The organism is Campylobacter concisus (genome assembly GCF_002165815.1).
Lineage (GTDB): Bacteria > Campylobacterota > Campylobacteria > Campylobacterales > Campylobacteraceae > Campylobacter_A > Campylobacter_A concisus_BH.
Map to the genome: position 1 here is coordinate 38,414 of NZ_NDYN01000007.1, position 23,476 is coordinate 61,889.

Annotated in this window: 22 protein-coding genes and 2 pseudogenes; 7 read left to right on the forward strand and 17 right to left on the reverse strand. The window is 40.5% G+C overall.

What is annotated here, in order from left to right:
* Nucleotides 1-42: 42 nt before the first annotated feature.
* From B9N65_RS07970 to selA, 9 genes and pseudogenes are all read right to left on the reverse strand, one after another.
* The gene (locus B9N65_RS07970) at nucleotides 43-564 is read right to left on the reverse strand and encodes an iron transporter (RefSeq protein ID WP_009294901.1); all 522 of its coding nucleotides are present in this window, start codon (nucleotides 562-564) and stop codon (nucleotides 43-45) included.
* Nucleotides 565-584: 20 nt separating this feature from the next.
* Nucleotides 585-2,528 (reverse strand): FTR1 family iron permease, encoded by a 1,944-nt coding sequence (locus B9N65_RS07975; protein ID WP_087583494.1) that lies wholly within the window; start codon nucleotides 2,526-2,528, stop codon nucleotides 585-587.
* A gap of 314 nt (nucleotides 2,529-2,842) precedes the next feature.
* The gene (gene fdh3B / locus B9N65_RS07980; protein WP_009294903.1) at nucleotides 2,843-3,403 is read right to left on the reverse strand and encodes a formate dehydrogenase FDH3 subunit beta; all 561 of its coding nucleotides are present in this window, start codon (nucleotides 3,401-3,403) and stop codon (nucleotides 2,843-2,845) included.
* Nucleotides 3,404-3,413: 10 nt separating this feature from the next.
* The gene (locus tag B9N65_RS07985; RefSeq protein ID WP_374220076.1) at nucleotides 3,414-6,068 is read right to left on the reverse strand and encodes a formate dehydrogenase subunit alpha; all 2,655 of its coding nucleotides are present in this window, start codon (nucleotides 6,066-6,068) and stop codon (nucleotides 3,414-3,416) included.
* 60 nt (nucleotides 6,069-6,128) lie between these two features.
* Nucleotides 6,129-6,389, reverse strand: a pseudogene (locus B9N65_RS11295) (hypothetical protein); the annotation flags it as partial.
* A gap of 11 nt (nucleotides 6,390-6,400) precedes the next feature.
* Nucleotides 6,401-6,607, reverse strand: coding sequence for a twin-arginine translocation signal domain-containing protein (locus B9N65_RS07995; protein ID WP_009294906.1), 207 nt, complete (start codon nucleotides 6,605-6,607; stop codon nucleotides 6,401-6,403).
* Between the two features lie 280 nt (nucleotides 6,608-6,887).
* Nucleotides 6,888-7,595 carry a thioredoxin domain-containing protein gene (locus tag B9N65_RS08000; protein WP_004317675.1) on the reverse strand — a complete coding sequence of 236 codons (708 nt, stop codon included), beginning with the start codon at nucleotides 7,593-7,595 and terminating at the stop codon, nucleotides 6,888-6,890.
* A 53-nt stretch (nucleotides 7,596-7,648) separates the two neighbouring features.
* The gene (selB, locus tag B9N65_RS08005) at nucleotides 7,649-9,469 is read right to left on the reverse strand and encodes a selenocysteine-specific translation elongation factor (protein ID WP_087583496.1); all 1,821 of its coding nucleotides are present in this window, start codon (nucleotides 9,467-9,469) and stop codon (nucleotides 7,649-7,651) included.
* Nucleotides 9,466-10,791 carry an L-seryl-tRNA(Sec) selenium transferase gene (selA, locus tag B9N65_RS08010; RefSeq protein WP_087583497.1) on the reverse strand — a complete coding sequence of 442 codons (1,326 nt, stop codon included), beginning with the start codon at nucleotides 10,789-10,791 and terminating at the stop codon, nucleotides 9,466-9,468. Before selA ends, selB begins: the two co-directional genes overlap by 4 nt.
* 153 nt (nucleotides 10,792-10,944) lie before the next feature.
* On the opposite strand from selA, the gene B9N65_RS08015 reads away from it, so the two are divergent.
* The 3 genes from B9N65_RS08015 (at nucleotide 10,945) to B9N65_RS08025 (ending at nucleotide 14,061) form a co-directional block, all read left to right on the forward strand.
* A complete protein-coding gene (locus tag B9N65_RS08015) occupies nucleotides 10,945-12,618 on the forward strand; it encodes a 4Fe-4S binding protein (RefSeq protein ID WP_087583498.1) in 1,674 nt (557 codons plus the stop codon).
* The gene (locus tag B9N65_RS08020; RefSeq protein ID WP_087583499.1) at nucleotides 12,611-13,324 is read left to right on the forward strand and encodes a TorD/DmsD family molecular chaperone; all 714 of its coding nucleotides are present in this window, start codon (nucleotides 12,611-12,613) and stop codon (nucleotides 13,322-13,324) included. Before B9N65_RS08015 ends, B9N65_RS08020 begins: the two co-directional genes overlap by 8 nt.
* Nucleotides 13,325-13,455: 131 nt before the next feature.
* Complete coding sequence (locus B9N65_RS08025; protein ID WP_087583500.1) at nucleotides 13,456-14,061, forward strand: DUF6803 family protein; 606 nt, start codon at nucleotides 13,456-13,458, stop codon at nucleotides 14,059-14,061.
* A gap of 53 nt (nucleotides 14,062-14,114) precedes the next feature.
* Here B9N65_RS08025 and rmuC read toward each other — a convergent pair whose 3' ends face one another.
* Together rmuC and B9N65_RS08035 are read right to left on the reverse strand one after the other, a co-directional pair.
* Nucleotides 14,115-15,647 carry a DNA recombination protein RmuC gene (gene rmuC, locus B9N65_RS08030; protein ID WP_087583501.1) on the reverse strand — a complete coding sequence of 511 codons (1,533 nt, stop codon included), beginning with the start codon at nucleotides 15,645-15,647 and terminating at the stop codon, nucleotides 14,115-14,117.
* Between the two features lie 249 nt (nucleotides 15,648-15,896).
* The gene (locus tag B9N65_RS08035; RefSeq protein WP_087583502.1) at nucleotides 15,897-17,108 is read right to left on the reverse strand and encodes a saccharopine dehydrogenase family protein; all 1,212 of its coding nucleotides are present in this window, start codon (nucleotides 17,106-17,108) and stop codon (nucleotides 15,897-15,899) included.
* Nucleotides 17,109-17,189: 81 nt separating this feature from the next.
* On the opposite strand from B9N65_RS08035, the gene B9N65_RS08040 reads away from it, so the two are divergent.
* Complete coding sequence (locus B9N65_RS08040; RefSeq protein WP_087583503.1) at nucleotides 17,190-17,912, forward strand: tetratricopeptide repeat protein; 723 nt, start codon at nucleotides 17,190-17,192, stop codon at nucleotides 17,910-17,912.
* Here the strand turns inward: B9N65_RS08040 and B9N65_RS08045 are convergent.
* Nucleotides 17,905-18,546, reverse strand: coding sequence for a non-canonical purine NTP pyrophosphatase (locus B9N65_RS08045; protein ID WP_087583504.1), 642 nt, complete (start codon nucleotides 18,544-18,546; stop codon nucleotides 17,905-17,907). The two genes, B9N65_RS08040 and B9N65_RS08045, sit on opposite strands and share 8 nt — an antisense overlap.
* A gap of 112 nt (nucleotides 18,547-18,658) precedes the next feature.
* Between B9N65_RS08045 and B9N65_RS08050 the strand changes: the two genes are divergently transcribed.
* Together B9N65_RS08050 and B9N65_RS08055 are read left to right on the forward strand one after the other, a co-directional pair.
* Entirely contained in the window at nucleotides 18,659-19,960 is a 1,302-nt protein-coding gene (locus B9N65_RS08050) for an MFS transporter (RefSeq protein WP_087583505.1), read from the forward strand.
* Nucleotides 19,957-21,090 carry an NAD(P)/FAD-dependent oxidoreductase gene (locus tag B9N65_RS08055; RefSeq protein ID WP_087583506.1) on the forward strand — a complete coding sequence of 378 codons (1,134 nt, stop codon included), beginning with the start codon at nucleotides 19,957-19,959 and terminating at the stop codon, nucleotides 21,088-21,090. Before B9N65_RS08050 ends, B9N65_RS08055 begins: the two co-directional genes overlap by 4 nt.
* Nucleotides 21,091-21,153: 63 nt before the next feature.
* Here B9N65_RS08055 and B9N65_RS08060 read toward each other — a convergent pair whose 3' ends face one another.
* On the reverse strand, nucleotides 21,154-21,957 hold the full coding sequence (locus B9N65_RS08060) for a DNA-methyltransferase (RefSeq protein WP_257640048.1): 804 nt from the start codon (nucleotides 21,955-21,957) through the stop codon (nucleotides 21,154-21,156).
* Nucleotides 21,950-22,237 (reverse strand): annotated as a pseudogene (locus tag B9N65_RS08065) (DpnII family type II restriction endonuclease); the annotation flags it as partial. The gene B9N65_RS08060 and the pseudogene B9N65_RS08065, both read right to left, overlap by 8 nt.
* An 87-nt stretch (nucleotides 22,238-22,324) precedes the next feature.
* On the opposite strand from B9N65_RS08065, the gene B9N65_RS08070 reads away from it, so the two are divergent.
* A complete protein-coding gene (locus B9N65_RS08070; RefSeq protein WP_257640049.1) occupies nucleotides 22,325-22,621 on the forward strand; it encodes a type II restriction endonuclease in 297 nt (98 codons plus the stop codon).
* Here the strand turns inward: B9N65_RS08070 and B9N65_RS08075 are convergent.
* From B9N65_RS08075 to B9N65_RS11300, 3 genes are read right to left on the reverse strand one after another with little or no spacing between them, the layout of a single operon-like run.
* Nucleotides 22,577-22,768 (reverse strand): DpnII family type II restriction endonuclease, encoded by a 192-nt coding sequence (locus B9N65_RS08075; RefSeq protein ID WP_087583510.1) that lies wholly within the window; start codon nucleotides 22,766-22,768, stop codon nucleotides 22,577-22,579. The two genes, B9N65_RS08070 and B9N65_RS08075, sit on opposite strands and share 45 nt — an antisense overlap.
* Complete coding sequence (locus B9N65_RS08080) at nucleotides 22,765-22,962, reverse strand: DpnD/PcfM family protein (protein WP_087583511.1); 198 nt, start codon at nucleotides 22,960-22,962, stop codon at nucleotides 22,765-22,767. Before B9N65_RS08080 ends, B9N65_RS08075 begins: the two co-directional genes overlap by 4 nt.
* Nucleotides 22,962-23,300, reverse strand: a complete 339-nt coding sequence (locus B9N65_RS11300; RefSeq protein WP_257640050.1) for a hypothetical protein — start codon at nucleotides 23,298-23,300, stop codon at nucleotides 22,962-22,964. The genes B9N65_RS08080 and B9N65_RS11300 overlap by 1 nt, the downstream gene beginning before the upstream one ends.
* Nucleotides 23,301-23,476: the final 176 nt, after the last annotated feature.

Consider the following 23,476-nt stretch of genomic DNA (forward strand, 5'->3'; position numbering starts at 1 on the left):
CTATGAGAATTTTTAAAAAGGGGCGAGAACGCCCCAAAGTGACTATTTAACAGGACCACCTGTCCATTGAAATTTATAAGTTGTTGTGAAAGGCTCAAACCATTTACCAACACCAGTCTCTTTGTCAGCGTGGCGACCAAAGCCTTGTTTTTCTGGATTGTCGATGTGGAATTTAAGCTCATAGTTACCAACACCTGTATCCATTTTTACGTTAGCGCCGTAGTGTGGGCCATCGCTTGCAACCATTGGCATAAATGTACCTTTTTTAGTTTTACCATTATCAAGGTTTTTTAGCTCATAGTTGATCTTTAGATATGGGATCCACTCGCCTTCGCCAAAGCCGTTTTTGTTGCCTTTTACAGCGTGGATGTCAGCTTCTAGGTGAAGATCAGCCAAGCTTGGAGCTAGATCAACGCCTTTTGGCTCCATGTCGATTGGCTCAAGATAAACAGCAGCTATCTCCATGCCATTAGCCTCTACAGGCTCGCCGATTGGGTGCTCTCCAGCAAGTGCAAAACCAGCTGCTAGGCTAAGTGCTAGAGCTGAACTAAGAATTTTATTCATTTCCTCTCCTTTTAATAAGATTAGTTTTTATTTTGTTTTGATTTCATGATAGCGATGCCTATAATTAGGGCAAGCACCATAATGATCTGAGGTATTAAACTCTCGTAATATGGCATAAGTCCTAGCCAGTCTCTCATCCAGTCAGGAAAATTTAGTCCTTTTATGATAGTTGGTATGAAAATTTTGCCCTCAACTAGCTCGCCAACGCCCTTTCCAACAAAGACGATCGACATGTAAAAGATGATAGCTGATGTAAATATAAAAAATGGCTTAATAGGAATTTTAATAGCGAAAATTTTAAATAAGAAATAGACTATCAAAAGAACGATAAGACCTACAACAAAGCCAGCCGCGATCATTGAGTAGCCAGCTGAGTCTTTTGCGTCAAAGATAAGCGCTTGATAAAATAGCACTGTCTCAGCACCCTCTCTAAATACCGCTAAAAATACAGTCCACCAAAGCATCGTGCTTGAGCCACTTGAGATAGAATCAGATACATGTGATTTGATATAGTCGTTCCATTTTTTAGCACCAGCATTTGAAAGAAGCCAGAAGCCAACATAAAATAGAAGTCCCACTGCAACAAGCATCGTGATGCCTTCCATAAGCTCTCTTTTTTGACCTGCTGCTTCACCAAAGATGGCGTTCATTATCCAAGCCATGACAAAGCTTAAGATGACAGCCACGCCAACTGAGCTATATACGACCTTGCCCATAGATTTTGCATTGCCAGTTTTTACAAGATATGCAACGACGGCTGCAACAATGATAAGAGCTTCAAAACCCTCTCTTAAGATGATAGTTAGTGCCCAGATAAATAGCGTCCAAGGTGAGCTTGAACCGCTAGTTTTCTCAAGTGCAGCTGCTAGCTGAGATGACATCTTGCTTGCACTCTCTTCAAGTGTTTTTTCGTCTGCACCTGATTTCATAAGGGCCACAAGGTTACCAAATGTAGCTTCGATAGCTGTTTTTAAATTTACATCTATTGCACCTACTTTGTTCTCCATGCCGCTACCTTCAAACTCATCAAAGTAGATATCTTGGATATCGCCCATAGCTTTAGCACTATTGCCACCTTTGTAAAGCGCGATGGCTGCTTGAATTTTGTCATTTATGTTTTTAACAGTTTGAGTGTAGTCTGTGCCACTATCTTCGCTGCTATCGCTAGATGCTGCACTACTCATATCAACTTTTGCTAGTTTTACTGTTTCAGCTGGGAGTTTTGCAACGGCATCATAAGCTAGTTTTTTGATCTCTTCTAGCTTTACTTTAAAGTCATCTTTGCTTATGCCATTTGTGATGCCACTGATCGCTTCACCCATCTTTCTTTGGATGTCAGCATCTATGCTTTTACCATTTTCTATATATTGGCGAACGGCGATTTCAAGTTGAGTGTTTCTATAATCATTAAATTTAGCATCTTGGATAGAATTTTTAGCATCATCTTGTTTGTCGCCCTCATAGCTTGATATAGCTTTATCTAGAGCAGCTGATAAATTTTCAAATGCCACCTTCCACTCAGGGATAAATTTAGAAGTGTCATAGCCACTTGTAGCAGCTTGTGCTGGGCTGTCTGAGTACTCACCAACAAGCTTATGTCCATTTAAAATAACTGGCAAAACTTCAGCGATTTCACTATTTATCTGATCTATTCTTTTTTGCACATCATCTGGTGCTTCGCCAGCTTTTATCGCCTTTCTGATCTCGCCAAACTGCTTCTCCATAGAGTAAGCTTTTTTCTGACCTAAATTTATTCTGATGCCAGCTTCGACATCTTCAAACAGACCAAAATAAGCATTTTGAGTATCGCTAACTGCTTGCTCGACGTTGCCAGCTCTATACTCTGTTATTACTTTTTGTAATGACTCTTTTATCTGAGCTGCGACTTGTGTGTAGTCGTCATTTTTTGCCACAAGCCAGATAGGCAGGAGCATGATAAGCATAAATTTAAAAAATTTATTCATTAGTTAAACCACCTGTAAAATATATTTTGCCCGAATATTAGCAAGCCTTTACTTTGATTAAAATAAAAACGATTATCATAAAAGAATGTAAATTGAAAGCGTAAATAGTATTTTTTACAATCTAATAATCAACTTTACGTAAATTTAGGGATTTAGAGGGTTAGAGTTAAATTTCATATCGAGATAAAAAAGTTATATATTTTTGCTAATTTCAATAGATAAGAAAAATTATTGATGAAATTTTAGATTATAAAAATCATAAAAATAATTTAAATTTTATAAATTTAAAAGGAGAGCAAGCGCCCTCCTTAGTGTTATACGTTTAGTCCTGTATTTCTTAGCATAACGCGTTTGCGATATACATTTGAAACCTCAGCAGCGTCGCCAACTAAAAGTGCGTTTGTAGAACAGATAGCCGCACACATAGGCACTTTGCCCTCAGCCATTCTGTTTTGACCGTAAAGCTCTCTCTCCTCGTGTGAGTTAGTTGGCTCTGGGCCGCCTGCACACATAGTGCATTTATCCATTACGCCTTTTACGCCAAATGCCCCGTCTTTAGGGAACTGCGGCGCACCAAATGGACAAGCATATAAGCAGTATCCACAGCCTATGCACTTGTGTTTATCGTGAAGCACGATGCCATCAGCTCTAATGTAGAAGCAATCAACTGGGCAAACTTGCTCGCAAGGTGCGTCGGTGCAGTGCTGGCATGCGATAGTGGTTGATACCTCTTTGCCCTCGATACCATCGTGAAGTGTGATAACCTTTCTTCTATAAATTCCAACCGGAAGCTCGTGAGCAGAAGAGCAAGCGACTTGACATCCATAGCAGCTGATACATCTATTAGTATCTACAAAAAATTTCATTCTTGCCATTTTTCTCTCCTTACTCTTTACCTAGGGCGTCTCTCTCGCCATACTCGTGATAAAACGATGTTTTAAAGGTGTTCTCTTCAGCTTTTTCTATGCGGCAAAGACCTGCGTTAAACTCTGAAATTTGAGTAACAGGGTCAAATCCGTAGTTAGTAACTGTGTTAAAGCTCTCACCGATTACATAAGGCTTAGTGCCCTCTGGGTAGCGAGCTGAGAGATCGACACCTTGCATAACGCCAGCGAAGTTGTAAGGCATACAAATTCTATCTGGAGTGACCATGTAGCTGTGGTAGCACCTTACTTTGATCTTCGTGCCTTGTGGGCTGTGGATCCACATCATATCGCGATCTTTTATGCCGTATTTTAAAGCAAGCTCAGGGTGAACGTTAGCAAACATCTCAGGCGTGATGGCTGATAGATATTTACTAGTTCTTTCTATCATTCCCGCACCACTTAAATTTACGACGCGTTGCGTACTAAATACGATAGGAAACTCTTTTGACCAGTCTTTTGCTTGTTGCTCTGACTTAAATCTAGTAGAAACACGGAAATTTCTAGCTTGATCATCAAATGTCGGATACTTTTGGACAAGATCCCAGCGTGGTGAGTGGATAGGCTCTCTATGTTTTGGGATAGGATCAAGAAATTCCCAAACGATAGCTCTAGCCCTTGCGTTACCATACGGCACGACCCCTTTTTCACGGCATTTTTCTAAGATGATGCCGCTGTAGTCCATGCTCCAGCTAGGTCCGATCTTAGCTTTCTCTTCTTCAGTTAGAGTGATGCCTAGGACTTTTTCTATATTATCTTTTGTGATTTGTGGGTAGCCACCTTTTATAGCTGAGCCAACCAAAGTTGCCTCTTCGCTAGCTAGCTGACTAACGCCGTTATGCTCTAAGCCAAAGCGGTTTCTAAAGCCAGAGCCACCCTCTGCATAAGGCTTACTCATATCGTAAAGTATCGGTGTGCCAGGGTGTTTTTCATCCCATGCTGGCCATGGCTTGCCGTAGTACTCGCCTTTTACTTCGCCGCCTAGACCTATTAGTGTATCTGGGTCAAATTTATCCCAGTTTGCTTGGTGACGTCTAAACATCTCAGCAGTTCTGCCACCATAACCTATAGAATTTCCAACCCTTGCTATCTCGTTTGTCGCATCATCTGGCCATACAAAGTCATCTTTAACTTGTTTTAGCTCTCTATCTACGACAGCCATCTTCATGCCTTTTACGTATTCATCATAAAAGCCAAATTTCTTAGCAAATGCAAACATAACTTCGTGATCACCCTTGCTCTCATAAAGTGGATCAACGACTTTTGTTCTCCACTGACCTGAGCGGTTTGTAGCGTTTAGGTGACCTTCGTTTTCAAAGGCAGTTGCCACTGGCAAGATATAGACGCCATCTTTTCTATCTGAAAGGATAGAAATTTCATTTACAAATGGCTCAGCAACTACGATCATATCTAGTTTTGAAGCTGCTTCTTGGATTTTAGCTAGGTGCGCCATAGATGTTAGACCAGTTCCTTGAACCCAAAGAACCCTTAATGCGCCACTACTAAAGGTATTTTCCTCTTTTAAGACGCCTTGCCACCATTTTGAAAGTGACCAGCCTTTTTCATTTCTCCAGTTTCTATCCTCTGGATTTTTAGGATCGTGGTAATAATACTCTTCAAAAACAGTGTTTTTAACTGGTGTGCCGCCTTGTTTTGGCTCTTTAGTTGAAACTGCAAAGCGTTTTATAAACTCGTCATAATCAACGCCCCAGCCTTGGCAGTAGTACTTCCAAGCCGCGTCAGTTAGTCCATAATACATCGGCAAGCTATCTGAGAGGTTACACATATCGGTTGAACCTTGAACGTTGTCGTGACCACGGATGATGTTACAGCCGCCGCCTGGTTTGCCCATGTTGCCTAGGATTAGTTGAAGGATAGGTAAAATTCTAGTATTTGAGCTACCAACTGAGTGCTGAGTGATACCAAGTGCCCAGATCACAGTGCCTGGTTTTGTGTGAGCTAGGATATTTGCAGCTTCCATTAGCTTATCAACTGGCACGCCTGTAACGTCAGATGTGACCTCTGGTGTCCAGTGCTCAGCCTCTTTTGCTATCTCGTCGATACCATAAGTTCTATTTTTTATAAATTCTTTATCTTCCCAGCCATTTTTTAAGATGATGTGGATAAGTCCATAAACAAGCGCTATATCAGTGCCTGATCTTTGTCTTAGGTATAGATCAGCGTGCGCGGCTGATTTTGTAAAGTTTGGATCAGCTACGATCACTTTTGCGTTGTTTCTATCTTTTGCTTGCAAAGTGTGCTTCATGCCACCAACTGGGTTTGCCACAGCTGGGTTTGCACCTATTATAAATATACATTTTGAATTTGCAGCCATATCTCCAAAGTGGTTTGTCATCGCGCCATAACCCCAAGTATTCGCCACACCGGCGACTGTTGCGCTATGTCAAATTCTTGCTACGTGGTCGTTGCTGTTTGTGCCCCAAAACGCAGCAAATTTTCTAAAGTAATATGCTTGCTCGTTGTTAAATTTCGCAGATCCTAAGAATATAACGCTATCAGGACCATCTTCTTTACGGATCTGAAGCATCTTATCACCGATCTCATTTACAGCTTGATCCCATGAAATTCTTTGCCATTTGCCATCAACCTTTTTCATAGGATATTTGATGCGTTGTTTGCTGTGTGTAAGGTCGATCTGATCGATACCTTTTGAGCAGTGTGAGCCTTGAGATATCGGGTGAAACATCGCCATATCTTGGCGAACCCAAACACCATCTTGTACCTCAGCCTCGATACCACAGCCTGCTGAGCATATAGAACAAATAGTTCTAACCTTTTTTGAGCCAGGGAAAGGATCTTTTATCTCCTCTGCGCTAGCGTGTCTTATCGTATCATTTTGTCCAAAAGCCATTGTGGTGCCAGCACCAAGTGCGGCTAGCTTTAAAAATGAACGTCTTCCTATACGTGCATCACTCATGGTTTTCTCCCTTAGTATGCGATTTTATAGTAGGTTTCCCAGTTTTTGCTTTTTTTATAAAGCACCTCTTTTTTGTTTGACTTGCCTACGACAACGCCATTGTCATCAGGAGCCAAGTCATCACTAGTCACTTTTGCTACGGCTGAGACTGCGAGTACTCCGCCGGCAGCACCGACTTTTAGAGATTTTTTGAGAAAATCTCTTCTTGATCCTTGCATTTTTTCTCCTTATGCCTCAAAAATTATTGAGAAATTTGGTTCACTAATATGTAAAATTTGCATATTTAGAATTTCTAAAATATCACAAATAGCCTATTTAAGGGCATTTTAGCGCCCTAAAGTTAAACTATGTAAATTTAGCATATTTATAAGTTAAGCAAAGTAAATATAAAAGTTTAATTAAGAATGTTAAGTATTTATTAAAAATATAGTTAAATATACTTTAAATTTATAAAATTTATTTGTAGTAGGAATTCTAGGGAGAGCTCCCTAGAAAATGTTATTTTAGATCACTTTTATTTACGATAAATGGCACTGATCTAACGCCAGCTGCAAAGTATTTTTTGCGCAGATTATCGATCTTTGCGACATCTTCTTTACTAACGCTTTTATCATCTACATTGTAGTCTTCAGCGTAGTATTTTCTTAAAATTTTAACCTTGTCACTGTCACTCTTAGCAGCTTTTGCATCTTTGTAGATTAGTGAGCTTTTTTGAAGTGATGAGATGTCATGGACTGGAGTTAGGACGATCTCTACGTTGCTATCTTTTAGCGTTGTCTCGATCTTTGCTAGCTCAGCTCTGCAGTATGGGCACTCTGGGTCTGAAAACATTATGATAGTTGGCTTTTTAGGGTCGCTACCAAGAACGATGATGTTTGCCTTGTCTTCATCTTTATAAATTTTAGAAATTCCCTTTGCGATGACCTCTTTTTTCACTTCAGCGAGGTATGATTTTTGCTCTTTTAGATCGATCACGTCTGGGAAGATGAAGTCACCTTTTGTAAATACTATCTCATCTTGTGAGTTGCCATCTTTGCTTAGTTTTACCACGACAGCTTCGATGTCGCCTGCCACTTTGTGACGATCAGCTACCTTTACTTTTACGCTGCTATCAACCATTTGAGAGTAGAAGTCCTCTATTTGCTTATCGCTTGCTGCCATTAGGCTAGTTGCCGCTATGATTGAGGCTAAGATCACTTTTTTCATTTTTATCCTTTTTAAAAATTTGGCGGATTATATTTGCTTTTTGTAAATGAATACTAACTGCGAAAAACCCTATCATTTCCTTGCTTCATTATGTCACTCTCAAGATCGAGCTGCTCAAGGTAGGCGATTATATATTTTCTACTTAAATTTAGCGCATCCTTCGCGTTTGTGACATTTACAAAGCCTTGATTTTTTATGATCTCTCTTAGCTTATCAAGTGCCATTTTTAGTGAATTTCTGGTGATGAAAAGGTTATGCTCTAGCCTTATGACCCTGCCCATTGCGGTTAGCTTTTTAAGGGCATTGTCGCCACTAACCCTATCGATCTCTAAATCATCATATATATTATATGGCGCTGTTGGGGCTAGCTTGCCACTTTCTAAAATTTCATAAATTTTCTCTTCAAGCCTTACTTTTAGCTTGCTAAGATCAACGCCTTTTTTGGTATAGACACCGCTATCTTTGGCGATCAAATTTGCACTTTCAAGCTCGTCAAGCGCTTTTTGGGCTAAATTTTGGCTAGCCCAAGCAAGTTTTAGGCTGATACTTTGAGCTGAAAAGACAGCGAATTCATTCTTTTCTATCATAAATTTAATGGCTGATTTTATCCGCTCAACCGCGCTTAGATCGTAGATATTTAAAGCCTTTTCATCAACAAAGACATTTGAGACTTTTTTGGCCACGGCTACGGCTTCTTCGTGATTTAGACCAAATCTCTGATAAGAAGAGATGATGCCAAAGCCATTTTTGTGAGCCTCTTTTAAGATAGAAAAAGCTTCAACAAAATCATGCTTTAAAAGCGAGGCTAAAAAGAGAATTTTGCCAGCCCTTTTTAGTGGCTCAAGCACTGGGTTTAGCACCCTACCACCACCTATCACGCGCGCGTCTGATATGAGAACAAAGGCCTCGTCAAATTTCAAAAACATATCGCTTTGAAATTTAAAGCTCACAAAGTAGCTATCATCTTTTTGGCTTAGTATTAGTACCTTTGCGGGCACGTTTTTAGCGCCCACGCAAAATGTCACGCTTTGTGAATGTATCAAATTCTTAGCAGTTACGACCGCATCAACCTCTCTAAATCCCCTAAAAAAGCCCTTTTTGCTAAGTAGCTGCCCCTTTTTTAGCTCACTAAGCTCTATGCCAGTTAGATTAAGCGCCACGCGGCTGCTAACTCCAGCACTATCAACGAATTTATCGTGGCTTTGCACGCTTCTTACTAGCACCTCTTTGCCAGCGTCGTAGTTAAAAAGCTTCTCGTTTTTACTAACACTTCCCTCTATAACGGTGCCAGTTACGACATTTCCGATACCTTTTAGGCTAAACACCCTATCAATGTAGTATCTAAAAACACCCTCCTCATCGCGCTTTTTTGCCCTTAGTGTAAAGAGGTAGTTTCTAAGCTCATCGATGCTCGCCTTATCCTTTATGCTAACGGCAAAAATTTCTAAAATTTGCAGGTTTTTAAATTTAGAAATTTCATCTCTTATCTCTTTTTTTCTTAAATTTATGGTGGCCTCATCCACGAGATCGCACTTTGTAAGCGCAACGATCACAGATTTCACGCCAAGGAGATTTAAAATTTCAAGGTGCTCCAAGCTTTGAGGCATAAGCCCGTCATTTGCCGCCACCACAAACAAGCACGCGTCAAAGCCATACGCGCCACTTATCATCGTTTTTATGAGATTTTCATGCCCTGGCACGTCGATAAACGCGATATTTTCATCATTTTTGCTTAAATTTGAAAAGCTTAGATCGATCGTTATGCCACGCTTTTTCTCCTCCTCAAGATTATCCCCCTCAAAGCCGTTTAGCTCCTTTATAAGCGCGGTTTTTCCGTGGTCGATATGTCCTGCTGTTCCTATTATTAAACTCATTTTTCTTCCGTTTCATTTATTATTTTTATTAGCGTCTCTACGTCATCATCAAGAAGCGATCTAAGATCTAGCATAAATTTATCGTTTTCTATGCGTCCGATCACCTTTTTTTGCCTAAATTTTAGCTCATTTAAATTTGCGTCGCCACTAAGCGCAAGTGCCACGCTTGGGATCTTTTTATTTGGCATAGCCCCGCCTCCTACAAAGGTCGAAGTACGCACTATTTCAAGCGGAGTTTTTAGGCTTTTATTTATAAAATTTGCTAAGCCTTCAAGCTCTTTTACACTTTTGTGAAGCAGTTTTTGTGTTGTGATTAGCTCAAATTCTTTGTTTAGATAGGCTTTTATGCTCTCGGCCAAAAGCGAGATGATCACTTTATCGACGCGAAGCATCCTTAAAAGCTGGTTTTTTCTAAGCTTTGCGATGAGCTCTTTTTTGCCGACAATTATGCCACACTGCACCGCACCAAGCAGCTTATCGCCGCTAAAGCTAACTAGCGAAACATCTTTTAAATTTTTTAGATCTGGCTCGTTTTTGTCTAAGTTAAATGGCAAATTTCCGTAAAATCCACTGCCAAGATCAAAATAATCTATCAAATTTTGTCTGCTTGCTAGCTCGCTTAGCTCATTTGCCGTGGTCTCTTCGCTAAAGCCAACGATGTCAAAATTTGAGCGATGAACCTTTACAAGCATCGCCGTTTCGTCACTGATCGCCTCTTCGTAGTCTCTTAGCCTAGTTTTGTTTGTAGTGCCGACCTCTTTTAAGATACAACCTGCATTTGCCATCACCTCTGGCACTCTAAAACTACCGCCGATCTCGACAAGCTCGCCTCTACTAACGACAACCTCCCTGCCCTTTGCAAAGGTGTTTAGCACCAAAAATACAGCGCTTGCGTTGTTATTTACAACGATGGCGTCCTCAAAACCAAAGGCTCTTGCTATTAGCGAGCCAACGTAGTCGTATCTATTGCCGCGGCTGCCTGTTTTTAGGTTGTATTCAAGGTTTGAGTATCCTGTGATAACAGGCGTTGCTCGCTTTAAAATTTCTTTATCGATAACGCTTCTAGCGAGGTTTGTATGTATGGTGACACCGGTTAAATTTAGCACTCTTTGAAGGCTAGCTTCATTAAATTTATAATACTCATCTAGGATCAAATTTATTATCTCTTCGCCACTAAAGCTTGCATTTTCATTTAAAATTTTAGCTCTAACCTCATCTAAAATTTGCCTTGCAAGCATAGTGACTAAACTCGTATCAAGCCCCAAAAATGCTTCGTTTTTTATGATCTTATCAACTTGTGGGATATTTCTTAAATCGTTCAATTTGCGCTCCTAGTAAGTTAGTTTTACCAAGGCGTGATTTTAACATAAAAATATTATAAATTAAAACTTAGAGCAAAAAGGAGGATATAAATTTCAGAGTCTATTAATCCCATTAATATTAGAATAAGCCCGTTTTTGATAATAGGAGAAACAATGAAAGAATTTGGCTTTTATAACGATTTTGACGATGCTTTGATGCTAAATGAGCAGATAGAGATCAACAACGAAAATGGCGACTATCTAGTCTCAAACTCTCCAAAACTAAAAGCAAGCATCATCGCACCTGAGATAAATTTCTACCTTAAAAATACCACTGCAAGCGTCTTAGAAAAAGCCAAAAACACACTTTTACTCTACGAGGCAAGAGCTAGCGCCTTTGACATGGCAAAGGATGTGGATTACGAAAAAGAAGTCGGCAAAAATGTTGTGATAGTAAGCAACTCAGGCCGCGAAGAGCTAGCAAATTTACTAAAAGAAAATGGCTACAAAGTGATCGAGCTCACGCACTTTGAGGTTAAATTTATATATGGCGCAGCTGGCGAGCTAAGCGTTTTGGTGCTTAGAGCAAATGATGAATTTGAGGTTGATTGCGACTTTTTCTTAGTTGAAAACGCAAGGGACTATATGCTAAAGCAAAGCGGCTGCTACGAAATTTCAGGGCTAAAAGATGAAAAAGTGGTTGAAATTTTAAATGCAAAAAGTCCAAAATTTAGATACAAAAGCTTTATTCAATACGACTCATCAATCTGTCAGTATCACGAGCGAAGGACTGAAATTTGCGGTCGTTGCGCCGAGGTTTGCCCAACGGTTGCTATCTTAAAAGAGGACGAGACAAAGCACCTCGTCTTTTCACAGATAGATTGCACAAACTGCGGAAACTGCGTCAGCGTCTGCCCTAGTGGCGCGCTCGACTACACGCTAATGCCACAAAGCTCATTTGCCACTATCGCTAAGCTTTACAAGGGCAAGATCCCACTCATCGTGCCTGAGGAGATGAGCCTAGATGAGCTAAATGTGAGCCTACCAGAAAATGTCCTGCCTTTCGCCATCTCAGCCGCTCATTTTTTAAGCCAAACGCACTTTTTGACACTTCTTCAAGAGAGTGGCTCGAGTGTGATTTTATATAGCAAGAGCCTTGGCAAGGGCGAAAAAGACGCCATTAGCATATTAAATCAAATTTATGAGCTTAAATTTAAAGAGAGTGCGATCTACCACGCAAAAGACAAGGCTAGCCTTGAGAGTGCGCTAAAAAAGGCTAAACTAATTGATGGCTCACAGCACTCTATCAACGAATACGCGCTGCCAAAGAGAGAAATTTTTGCCAAAAGGCTTGAGTTTATCGTAGGAGAGAGTGATCTTGGCGTCGTAAAAAGCGGCGAGATGATAAGATATGGCGAAGTCACGATAAATGCTGATACCTGTACGCTCTGCCTTAGCTGTGTTGGAGCTTGTAACGTAAGTGCTTTGGTGGCTGACAAGAAGACAAATTCTATTTTATTTAACCCAAGCGTTTGCACCGCCTGCGGCTACTGCGAGCTAAGCTGCGCTGAGAAAAATACCATCTCACTTGAGGTCGGCAAGATCGCTCTTAAGCCTGAATTTTTCGTTTATAGCGAGCTTGCGCATGACGAGCTATTTGCCTGCGTGGAGTGCGGAAAAGAGTTTGCGACTAAAAAGGCGGTTGAGAAGATCGCATCGATCATGCAACCACGTTTTGGCAACGACAGAGCCAAGATCAAGTCACTCTACTGCTGCGCTGACTGCAAGGCAAAGATCATGGTGCAAGCCCAACTAAATGCGATGAAAGAGGATTTATTAAATGGATAAAAACATCATAAAAGCAAGGTCATATTTTTACGAATTTTTAGCATATCCACTCTTTTTTCACACGAGCGATGAGGGGTTTGCTAGATGGAAAGAGCAGCTTAGCTACCTAGCGCAAAATCCTTTGAGCGAGCAAAGTGCAGAGGCGTTTGCAAATTTAGATAAATTTAGCTTTGATGAGCTTACAAGCGAGCAAAATGACGTTCTTTTTGGCTTTACAAATATCCCTTTAAGCGCCTCATTTTATGAAGAGGGTAGAGATAACGGCGCGGCTAGACTTAGGGTGATACACTGCCTAAAGCTTAGCCCATATAGGCGTGATAAGGAGCTTTGCAAGGATAGCGAGGACTATGTTGGCTTTATATTTTTGGCGATGGCAACATTTTTAAATGACGAATTTAACGGCGCAAAAAATATCAGCGACAAGCTCTTTGGCGAGACTTTAAATTTATTTATAGATGAGTTTGGCTCGCTACTTTTGGCTCATAAAAATGCAAATTTCTTCCGCTCATATGCGATCATTTTAAAAGACTTCATCGAGCTTGAAAGAGCTGTTTTAAGCCTAGAAGCACCAGCCAAGCCACAAGGCGATAGCGTCGCTATGGCAGCGCTTAAAAAAGAGCCATTTCAAAGCAAGATGCCAACTATTAAAACCAAGCTTCACTGGGAGGAATTCTCCCCAGTCATCTCACACGAGTTTAAAGACTAGCTTAAATTTACTCTTAGCCAAGCTAGGAGTAAATTTAACATTCGCTTAGATCTCACAACTATTCTCAATATTTTATAACTATCTTAACCCTTTGGTAGTAAATTCCTTTAAATTTTTACAAAGGATTTACAATGGTAATGACACACTACATGGAGCTTTTATCGCTCAATCAACCATACAATCTAATCCTCTACATGGTGATACCTATGGGGCTTGCGGAGCTTTTAGTCGCGATGGAGTTTTTCACGATGTATCACATGGATAGCGGCAAAAATGCTGGCTTTAAGGCCGTTAGCAAATTTGTTGGCATAGTGCTTGGGGTCTATTTTACAGCTCTTGTGATCTACTTTATAGCAAAAATTTATCCAACCATAAAATGGCGCGGATATGCCGATGTCATCGCTATCTACTCATATCTCATCGGCGTCATCCCACTTCTTGGCATCGCCCTTTTAGAGCTAAATTTGATCTATAAAAACGCAAGCCAAAAGGCAAAGCTAAAGCTTCACTTTTGCCTGCTTATCTTCTTCTTGATCGTCGGACACGTCGCGATGATATTTGGTATGGTTGATCCTACTATAACAGGCTATAAGGCTAATGATGGCGCGATGGATATGCAGATGAACATGCCAATGAACATGCCAGCAGATATGCCGATGCATGATCACCACAAGATGATGATGGATATGCAACAGATGAGTGATGATAACTCAACTAATATGCATATGCATCACTAAATTTAAAGGCTCTTTAGCGCCTGCTAAAAAACCTTTGCTCTAAATTTCTAAATTTACTCTTTAGAGCTAGCTAGCAAGATCTCTCTAGGTCTTGCTTCAAGCTCTTTTATCTGCGTATCTTTGGGATTTATAGCGATCTTTTTAAATTTCTCCAGCCTGCTATCAAGCCCACCTTGACCACTCACGCTTTTAACGACCTCATTGAAGTTATCATTTACCGATCTCACCGAGTTTCCAAGCCTATTTAGCTTCTCAGCGACGGTGCAAAATTTCTCATAAATTTCATTTGCACTCTTTAAGATCTCTTTTGCCTCTTTGTTGCCATGCTCCATGCGCCATAAATTTGCCACCACGCGAAGTAGCGGCATGAGCGTCGTGTGCGAGACTAGCACCACTTTTTTCTCATAGCCGTAGTTAAATAAATTTGGATCAAATTTCAAAGCCTCCAAAAATGCCGGCTCAACTGGCACAAACATCAGCACAAAATCAGGGCTTTTCACAAGCGATGAGTAGTCTTTTTTAGCTAGCTCGTCGATGTGCTTTTTTATCGAAGCGATGTGCTCGCTAAGGGCTAGCTTGCTCTGCGCCGGGTCAGCCGCAGCGACTGCCTTTTCGTAGGCGTGGAGTGAGACTTTGCTGTCTATTATCATCTGTTTGTCGTCTGGGAAATTTATGACAAAGTCAGGTATGAGCTTTTTGCCACTCACGTCAAAACTCTCTTGCGTAGTGTAGTGCGTGCCCTTTTCTAGCCCAGCAGCCTCCAGTGTGCGCTCAAGCTGCATCTCACCCCAGTTACCAAGGACCTTGTTGCTGCCTTTTAGCGCCGTGCTTAGCGAGTTTGCCTCTTTTGACATATTTTTGCCAAGCTCGACCACCTCTTTTAGCTGCGCGCTAAGCTCGCCTGCGCTCTTTTGCGAGTCGCTGTGGGCGTCATTTACTCTCTTTTCAAAGCTTATTATCTTCTCTCCAAGTGGCGTTAGCAAGAGCTCAAGCGACTCTTTGCTGTTTTTTGAGAAATTTGCACTTTTTTCTTCAAATATCTTATTTGCAAGGTTTGCGAACTCTAAATTTAGCTCGTTTTTTACCTTTTTTAAATTCTCTTCTTGCGATCTTAGGATGTTTTCTTTGGCCTCGATCTCGCTTTTTAGAGCAACGATAGCGCGTTTTAGCTCGTTTTCGCTCTCGTTTGATCTTTTTAGTTCATCCTCTTTTGCGCTAAGCTCGCTTTGTAAATTTAAAGATAGCGACCTTGCCATCTCAGCCATCTTTGTCTGACTGCCAAGCTCCTCGTTTAGGCGCCTTAGCTCGCGCTCTAGCTCGTCCTCTTTTTCATCTTTTTGCTTGAGCGAAATTTTATACTCGTCTAAATTTTTAGCTAGCTCATTTATCTTGTCGCTACTTGCTTCAAGCTTTGCTCTTTGCTCGATATTTAGCCGCTCGCTATCTTTTAGCTCATCTTGTAAATTTTCTAAAGCTTCTCTTTGTTTTGCATTTTTCAAATTTGCATTTATCAAAAAAGCTGTTAGCATCACACAAACAAGCGCAAGAGCTGCCACCAAAATATATAAATTTTCTATCGTTAGCACCGAAATTTCCTTTTAAATTTTGGCTTTATTATATTTGAAAATTTGTAAAAGAGTTGTGAAAAATAGCTTGCAACCAAAAAGGAGAGATAAAATTTAGTGGTTAAATTTAATAAATTTAGGTGAAGTATTTTTCGCTTAGACAAGGCGAAATTCGATTTTTAAGCGGAGCGTATATGTAATACGTGAGCATTAAAAATCGAATTTCAACGAAGTATAAGTAGAAAAAGACAAGCCTAAAGAGTCTAAATTTTAAACTTCGTATCTCTCGCCTGGCTTCATTTCGATTACCTCCCACGGCAACCCCTGCTTATTTAGCTCGTCCATGAAAGGTTTTGCGTCGAAATTTTCCATATTAAAGACACCTTTGCCGCTCCAGATGCCCTTTGCGACCATTAGCGAGCCTATCATCGCTGGCACGCCTGTGGTGTAGCTAACAGCCTGCGCGCCTGTCTCGGCGTAGCAAGCCTCGTGGTCGCAGACGTTGTAGATATAGACTTGGCGCTCTTTGCCATCTTTTAGCCCACGTATTACGCAGCCGATGTTTGTTTTGCCTTTTGTGCGAGGGCCAAGGCTTGCAGGGTCAGGTAGAAGCGTCTTTAAAAACTGGATCGGCACGATTTTTACGCCGTTATGCTCGACCTCGTCGATACGTAGCATTCCCACGTTTTCTAGGCACTTCATGTGGGCTAGATAGCTTTGTCCAAAGGTCATAAAAAAGCGAATTCTCTTTAGCCCTTTGATGTTTTTAACTAGGCTTTCTAGCTCCTCGTGATAGAGTAGATAGCTATCTTTGACGCCTACTTTTGGGTAGTCCCACTTAAACATGATCTGCATCGGCTTTGTCTCGATCCACTTGCCAGCCTCCCAGTAACGGCCATTTGCGCTAACTTCACGTAAATTTATCTCTGGGTTGAAATTTGTCGCAAATGGATATCCGTGATCGCCAGCGTTGCAGTCTAGGATGTCGATCTCGTGGATCTCATCAAATAAATTTTGCTGTGCATAGGCGCAAAATACGTTTGTCACGCCTGGGTCAAAGCCAGAACCAAGAAGCGCCATGGTGCCAGCGTTTTTGAAGTCACCATCCTTCGCCCACTGAAGCTTATACTCAAATTTTGCGGTGTCTGGGTGCTCGTAGTTTGCGGTGTCGATGTAAGGTATGCCAGCCTTTACGCAAGCGTCCATAAGGGTTAGGTCTTGATACGGCAGCGCGACGTTTAGAAGCAGATCAGCCTTTGTTTGTTTGATGAGCTCCACCACGGCCGCTGTGTCGTCAGCGTCGATCTGCGCGGTGTTTATCTGCACGCCAAGGCGATCTTTTATAAATTTAGCGATCGCATCGCACTTGCTTTTTGTGCGGCTTGCAAGGGTGATATTTGTAAAAACGTCCGAGTTCATCGCACATTTTACGGTTGCGACTTGGCTAACGCCGCCTGCTCCAATGATTAAGATATTTGACATTTTTGGCTCCTTAAAATTTTAGTGATTTTATCAAAGTTAATATAAATTTCTAGCTTCAAAAGGTAAAATGAGCCAAATTAGATGAAGAAAATTTTACCATTCTTAGCGCCTATTTGCCTCTTTGCAAGTAGCTGCGACGAGCTGGTGCAAGAGAGCGTGAATGAGTTTTATAAAAGCGATAGAAATTTGGAGAGAGCCATAAATTTAGCCGAGCAAGCGACTGATGTCTGCTTAAAAGAGGGCAACACCGAGCAGGCGATCACTTCGCTCATAAATGGCGCTAGCATTTGCATGGTAAATAAAGAGCCACAAAAGGCGTTAGAGCTCTCACAGAAAGCCATAGAGCTTGCGGCAAACGTTAGCGACAAACTGCTGCTAGCGCGCTCTTATCAAAACATAGGCGCAGCAAAAAAGGCGCTAGGCAAATATGACGAGGCGCTTGCTAATTTTCAAGAAGCTCAAAAAATTTATGACGTCACGCCAAATACCCCAATGCGCGACAGGCTGCTTTGCATAAAGTCCATCGGCAGCACCTACTACATGAAAAATGACTTTGCGAAAGCCTACGACAAGCACATTTTAGCGTTAAATTTGCTTGATACCACGCCAGAGCTAAGTGGCAACGAGCTTGTGCGATCAGAGCTGTTAATAGAAGTCGCTAACGACCTAGCAAAGCTTGAGCAAAAGGACGAAGCTGCCAAAAACTACAAAGAAGTACTTGAAATTTTAAAAGGCAAGGAGCAAAACCCTCGCGCGCTGGGCCTTTTGGAGCGAGCCAGCAAAGGGCTAAAGGAGCTTAACTAAAGTTTTTCTTTAGGCTCTTTAGTACGAAATTTGCAAGTTCAAGCCCTTTTGAGCGATGAGAAATTTTAAGCTTTGTCTCGTTATCTAGCTCGCCAAGCGTCTTGTTAAAGCCATCTGGGATAAAGAGTGCATCGTAGCCAAAGCCGTTTGTGCCACGCTCCTCGTTTATCGCCTCGCCATACATAAAGCCATGCGTAGTAAAGTCGCCAAACTTTGAGCTAATGGCGATACAAGCGGTGTAATGAGCTAGTGAGCTCTTTAAATTTAGCGCCTTTAGCTTGCTAATTAGCTTTGCTCTATTGTTTGCGTCATTTGCGTTCTTGCCACACACTTCGCCATTTTCATCAAGGTCAAAGTAGCGCGCTGAGTAGATCCCTGGCTCACCACCAAGCGCATCCACACTGATGCCACTATCATCGCTAAGTGAGACAAATTCGCCCTCAAGCCCCTGTTCTTTAAGCTTTGCAAAGACGGCTCTTGACTTTATGAGCGCATTTTGCTGAAAAGTGCTACCATCTTCAACGATCTCAAACGGCTTCACAACCTCGCTTAGTGCGTAAATTTCATAGCCTTTTAAAAACTCTTTTATCTCTTTTACTTTGTCTAAATTTGATGTCGCAAGCACGATTTTCATCGCAAAACTCCTTGATTTTTGGGCGTATTTTACAAAAAAGTAGATTAAATTTTTAAATTTAAATTAGTATTAAAATGATAAACTTAGTCCTTTTAAAAATAAGGGAAAATTTATGTTAAAAAGCGTTTTGCCACTATCTTTTATTGTAGCTAGCAGATTTTTTGGACTTTTTATAGTCCTACCGGTGCTTAGCCTTTATGCCCTAAATTTAGAGGGCGCAAACGAATTTTTAGTTGGGCTAATAGTAGGCGTCTATGCGATCTCACAGATGATATTTCAAGTGCCTTTTGGCGCTCTTTCAGATAAGATCGGCCGCAAAAAAGCGCTAACCATCGGGCTTTTGATCTTTGTGGTTGGCTCTATCGTCTGCGCGCTGGCAAATGAAATTTACACGATGCTTTTTGGTAGATTTTTACAAGGTGTGGGAGCTGTGGGAGCGGTGGCAACAGCGATGATAAGCGACTTTGTAGCTGAGGAAAACCGCTCAAAAGCCATGGCGATCATGGGCGCTTTTATAGGGCTTAGCTTCACGCTTTCGATGGTGCTTGGTCCGCTTCTTGCCAAAGACTACGGGCTTTCAAGCCTCTTTTACTTTAGTGCCGCACTTAGCCTACTTTGCGTCGTGCTACTCTACACCGTCGTGCCAAAAGAGATAAAAGTGAGCGCAAAGGCCGAAAAGGTGCCATTTGGCAAGCTATTTTTACAAAAAGACTACATGATCATAAATTTCACCTCTTTCATGCAAAAGATGCTCACAAGCATTGCATTTTTGGTTATCCCTATCGTTTTAGTAAAAGAGTATGGCTACGAGAGTGGCGAGCTTTACAAGGTCTATACGCTTGGCGCCGTGCTTGGCTTTTTGGCTATGGGGCTAGCTGGCGCGCTGGGCGATGGCAAGGGGCTTAGCAAGGTCATCTTGATAGCTGGCACGCTGCTTTTTGCCCTAACCTACGCCATTTTTACCTTTAGCTTTACGAAATTTATCTTTGTGGTTGGCATCGCGATATTTTTTGTAGGTTTTAACCTTCACGAGCCAATCATGCAATCAACCGCGACAAAATTTGTAAAATCCTCACAAAAAGGCACCGCTCTTGGCATCTTTAACTCATTTGGCTACTTTGGAAGCTTCGTTGGGGGCGCGTTTGGCGGATACATCATGCACACCTTTAACTTTAAAGTGCTTGCCATCGTCTGCGTGGTACTTTGCGTGATCTGGCTTGTTTTGCTCTTTATCCTGAGCGATCCAAGAATCTTTAAAAATATCTACCTAAGCCCAGAAGCGAGCTTAAATTTAGAGCTTCTAAACAGCCAAAAAGGCGTGGTGGATTATTACAAAAACGAGAAAAATCAAGTGATCAAATTTGACTCCCGCCTAACAAGCGAGGCGGCTTTAAAAGAGAGCTTGAAGTTTTGATCTACGACGTCGTCATCGTTGGTGCTGGCGCTAGCGGGCTCTTTTTAGGGGCAAATTTAAAAGGCAAAAAGGTTGCCATTTTAGAAAAAAACAGCAGCGCTGGTAAAAAGATCTTAGCAAGTGGTGGCGGCAGATGCAACATCACAAACCGCTTCGTAAGCGCTAAAAACTACCTTGGCGAGCAAAAATTTATAGAGCAAATTTTAAAAATACTAAACCCTGATCAGGTTTTGAAATTTTTTAGTGAGCTTAAATTTAGTGAGCAAAAGCAAAATCAATTTTTCTGTGATAGCGGTGCAAAGAGCGTTTTGAGCCTGCTTTTAAAAAGGCAAAATGCAGATATTTTTTACAACAAAGAGGTTATCGGCTCTAAAAAAGTAGATGAAATTTTTGAAATTTCAACGAGAGATGAGAAATTTAGAGCCAAAAATTTAGTCATCGCAAGTGGCGGACTAAGCTACAAAGCCCTTGGCGCAAGCGATGTTGGCTACAAGATAGCTAGCGAATTTGGCATTGAGCTCTCGCCTACCACTCCTGCTCTTGTTGGCTTTAGCGTGCAAAAAGATGAGTTTTGGTTTAAAGAGCTTAGCGGCGTTAGTCTAAGCGCTGATGTAGTGATAAATACCAAAATCGAAAGCTATAAATTTAGTGGCGATGTTCTTTTTACACATAGAGGCATAAGTGGTCCAGCGATACTAAATGCCTCACTCTTTTGGCAAAAAGGTCGAATTTGCATAAATTTTTTGCCTAAATTTAGTGAGAAAAATTTAGTAAATGGTAAAAAACAGCTTAGCTCAGTTTTGCCTTTGCCAAAGAGATTTGTACTGGAGTTTTTAAGAAATTTTGGTTTAAAAGATAGAGCGTTTTATGAATTTAATGATGATGAAAAAAATATCATAAAAAGTCTTTTTGCATATCATTTTGCTCCAGCTGGGACATTTGGCTTTGAAAGGGCTGAAGTTACAAAAGGTGGCGTGAAAACTAATTTTTTAGATGAAAATTTAGAGAGCAAAAGCGTAAAAGGGCTTTATTTTGTAGGTGAAGTTTTAGATATCACTGGTATGCTTGGTGGATATAACTTGCATTTTGCATTTGCAAGTGCTTTAAAGGCGGCAAGAGCGATAAAATAGCCCCTATCTTTTTTTAAATAATTAAGCATTTCCTCGACAAAACCTTACACAAATCCATTGAATCTAACCAAATTTTAAGCTCTCAAGCATTTTTATATCACTAAATTTATCTCTAAATTTTATAAAATTTGCTTCTAGTTCAGCCTTTCGCTTAAGTGCAATATCTATAAATTCTTGCTCTTTTTCAATGCCTACAAAATTTCTACCTAACAAATTTGCAGCTATGCCAGTTGTTGCTGAGCCTGCAAATGGATCACAAATGACGCTATTTTCGTTACTTGCCATCAAGATAAGCCTTATCAAAAGTGAAAGTGGTTTTTGCGTAGGGTGCTTACCGCATGCTTTCTCCCAAGGAGCTATCGCAGCAAAACTCCACACATCTTTCATCTGCTTATCGCCATTTATCCGCTTCATAAGCTCATAGTTAAAGATGTGCTTATGTTTCTCATCTTTTCTAGCCCAAATGATCTGCTCAGTGCTATGTGTTAGATACCTGCAGCTAAAATTTGGCGGAGGATTAGTCTTTTGCCATGTGATGATATTTAAAATTTTATAATCAAGCTTTTGAAGTGCCCTACCGATAGAAAATATGTTGTGATATGTTCCACTTATCATTATACTGCCATTGCCACTAAGTGATCGCTTAGCAAGATTGAGCCATTTTAGGTTAAATTCATCAATCTCATCGATATTTGTGCCCTCATCCCACTTGCCTTTATTTACACTAACTATCTGTCCGCTTTGAATACTAAGTCCGCCATTCGAAAGAAAATATGGTGGATCCGCGAAGATAAGATCAAACTCGTCTTTAAATTTAGCTAATTCGTTAAAGCAGTCGCCATTTATGAGCTTAAAATCGTTACGCATTTTTAAGCTCATTCATAAAAAGGTATAATTTCGCAAGGTTATAAATTCTCACACTCTTATAAGCCTCTTGTAACTTATTTCTAGCATCGTGCCAACCCCAGCCATCAGTGATCCAGATAAATTTATACTCTGGCAAACACGATATCTTTTTGGCTATTTCGATATATGCTCTTGCTACTTCGTTTAATTTTGAGCCACCACCACTATAAAAATTTGCTTCAATTAGATAAGTGATATTTTGTCTCCAAACCACAAAGTCAAATCTCTTCACATCGCTACCTAAATTTAAACGGAAATTTGAGCTTGATACTTCAGCTTGAAAGCAGATATTTCCACACTTTTTAGAGAATATCGAAGCTGTTTTGAGGTGCTAAATTTATTAATCGCCGTTAGGGAAAGTAGTAGAAAAGTTGTGAGTTTGAGCGGTAATCTACTTGAGCTAAAGAGTTATTTTGATGAGCCAGAGAAAATTTACAACTTTCTTTTAGAGACTGGGCTTGATGAAATTTTTAAGGATAGAAAAATTAAAAATTTATGTGATTATGTGTTTGGCGTAGAGGTTGGACTTGACACAAATGCTAGAAAAAACCGCAGTGGAACAAATTTTGCGAATTTAATCTCAGAAAGGTTTCGCTCTGAAAATATCTGTTTTCAAATCTTTTGAGCCAAGCAAGGAATTTAAAGCATTAAGTTTGATAGCGACCTCTGTAAGGTTCTTAGAACATTTTTTAAAATCACAAAAGTAGCCAAGTGTGGCATTTGTCTCTTTTAAACTTGCCATAAAATCATCAAAAGGAGTTATATTATTCATTTTTTACCTTTTTCTTTTGGCTTATTTGTGGAAATGGTATTAAATTTCACCTCTGTAAAATCATCAGCTCCAAGCACGATCTCGCAATTTTCATAAGCCATTTTAGCGATCTTACACGCCTCACGCTGATCTTTTGCTTTAAGTTTTATCTTTTTGCTTAAAATTTCAGTTATCTCAACTTCAAATTCGCCCATTAAATCCCCATTTTTATGAATGCTTGCTCGCTCTCTCTTTCAAGCTGCCTTGATATATCTTCATAACTAGCAAATTTCACCTTTTGAGCTATCTGTTCGTAGATACTAGCTCTTAAAACACTCTCATACTCTCTTTGTCTCATTTTTTCTGCGACTATAAACATCCTAGCATTAAAGTCTTGAAGCTCGTAAAATTTATTTAGTGAGTTTTTAAAGTCCGTGCTATGCTCGACTTCGTAAAATGAGTTAGGCAAATTTCTTTCATTAAACCATATTGTATCTATTGTTTTTGCTCTTTTAACGATGTCTTCGTAGCTAAATTTATATATCTCACTCAAGCTCGCAAGCTCACAAAGCTTCTTGTCTGATTTGTAAATTTTATTCTTATCTTGAGCTGGGATAAACGTTTGAAAATGCCTTAAATTTCCTATCTCAACAATTACACCTTGAAAATAAGAATGTGTAAATTTCGCATTTTGCTCGATCTTACTATCGCCTGTTTTGGCTAAATTTT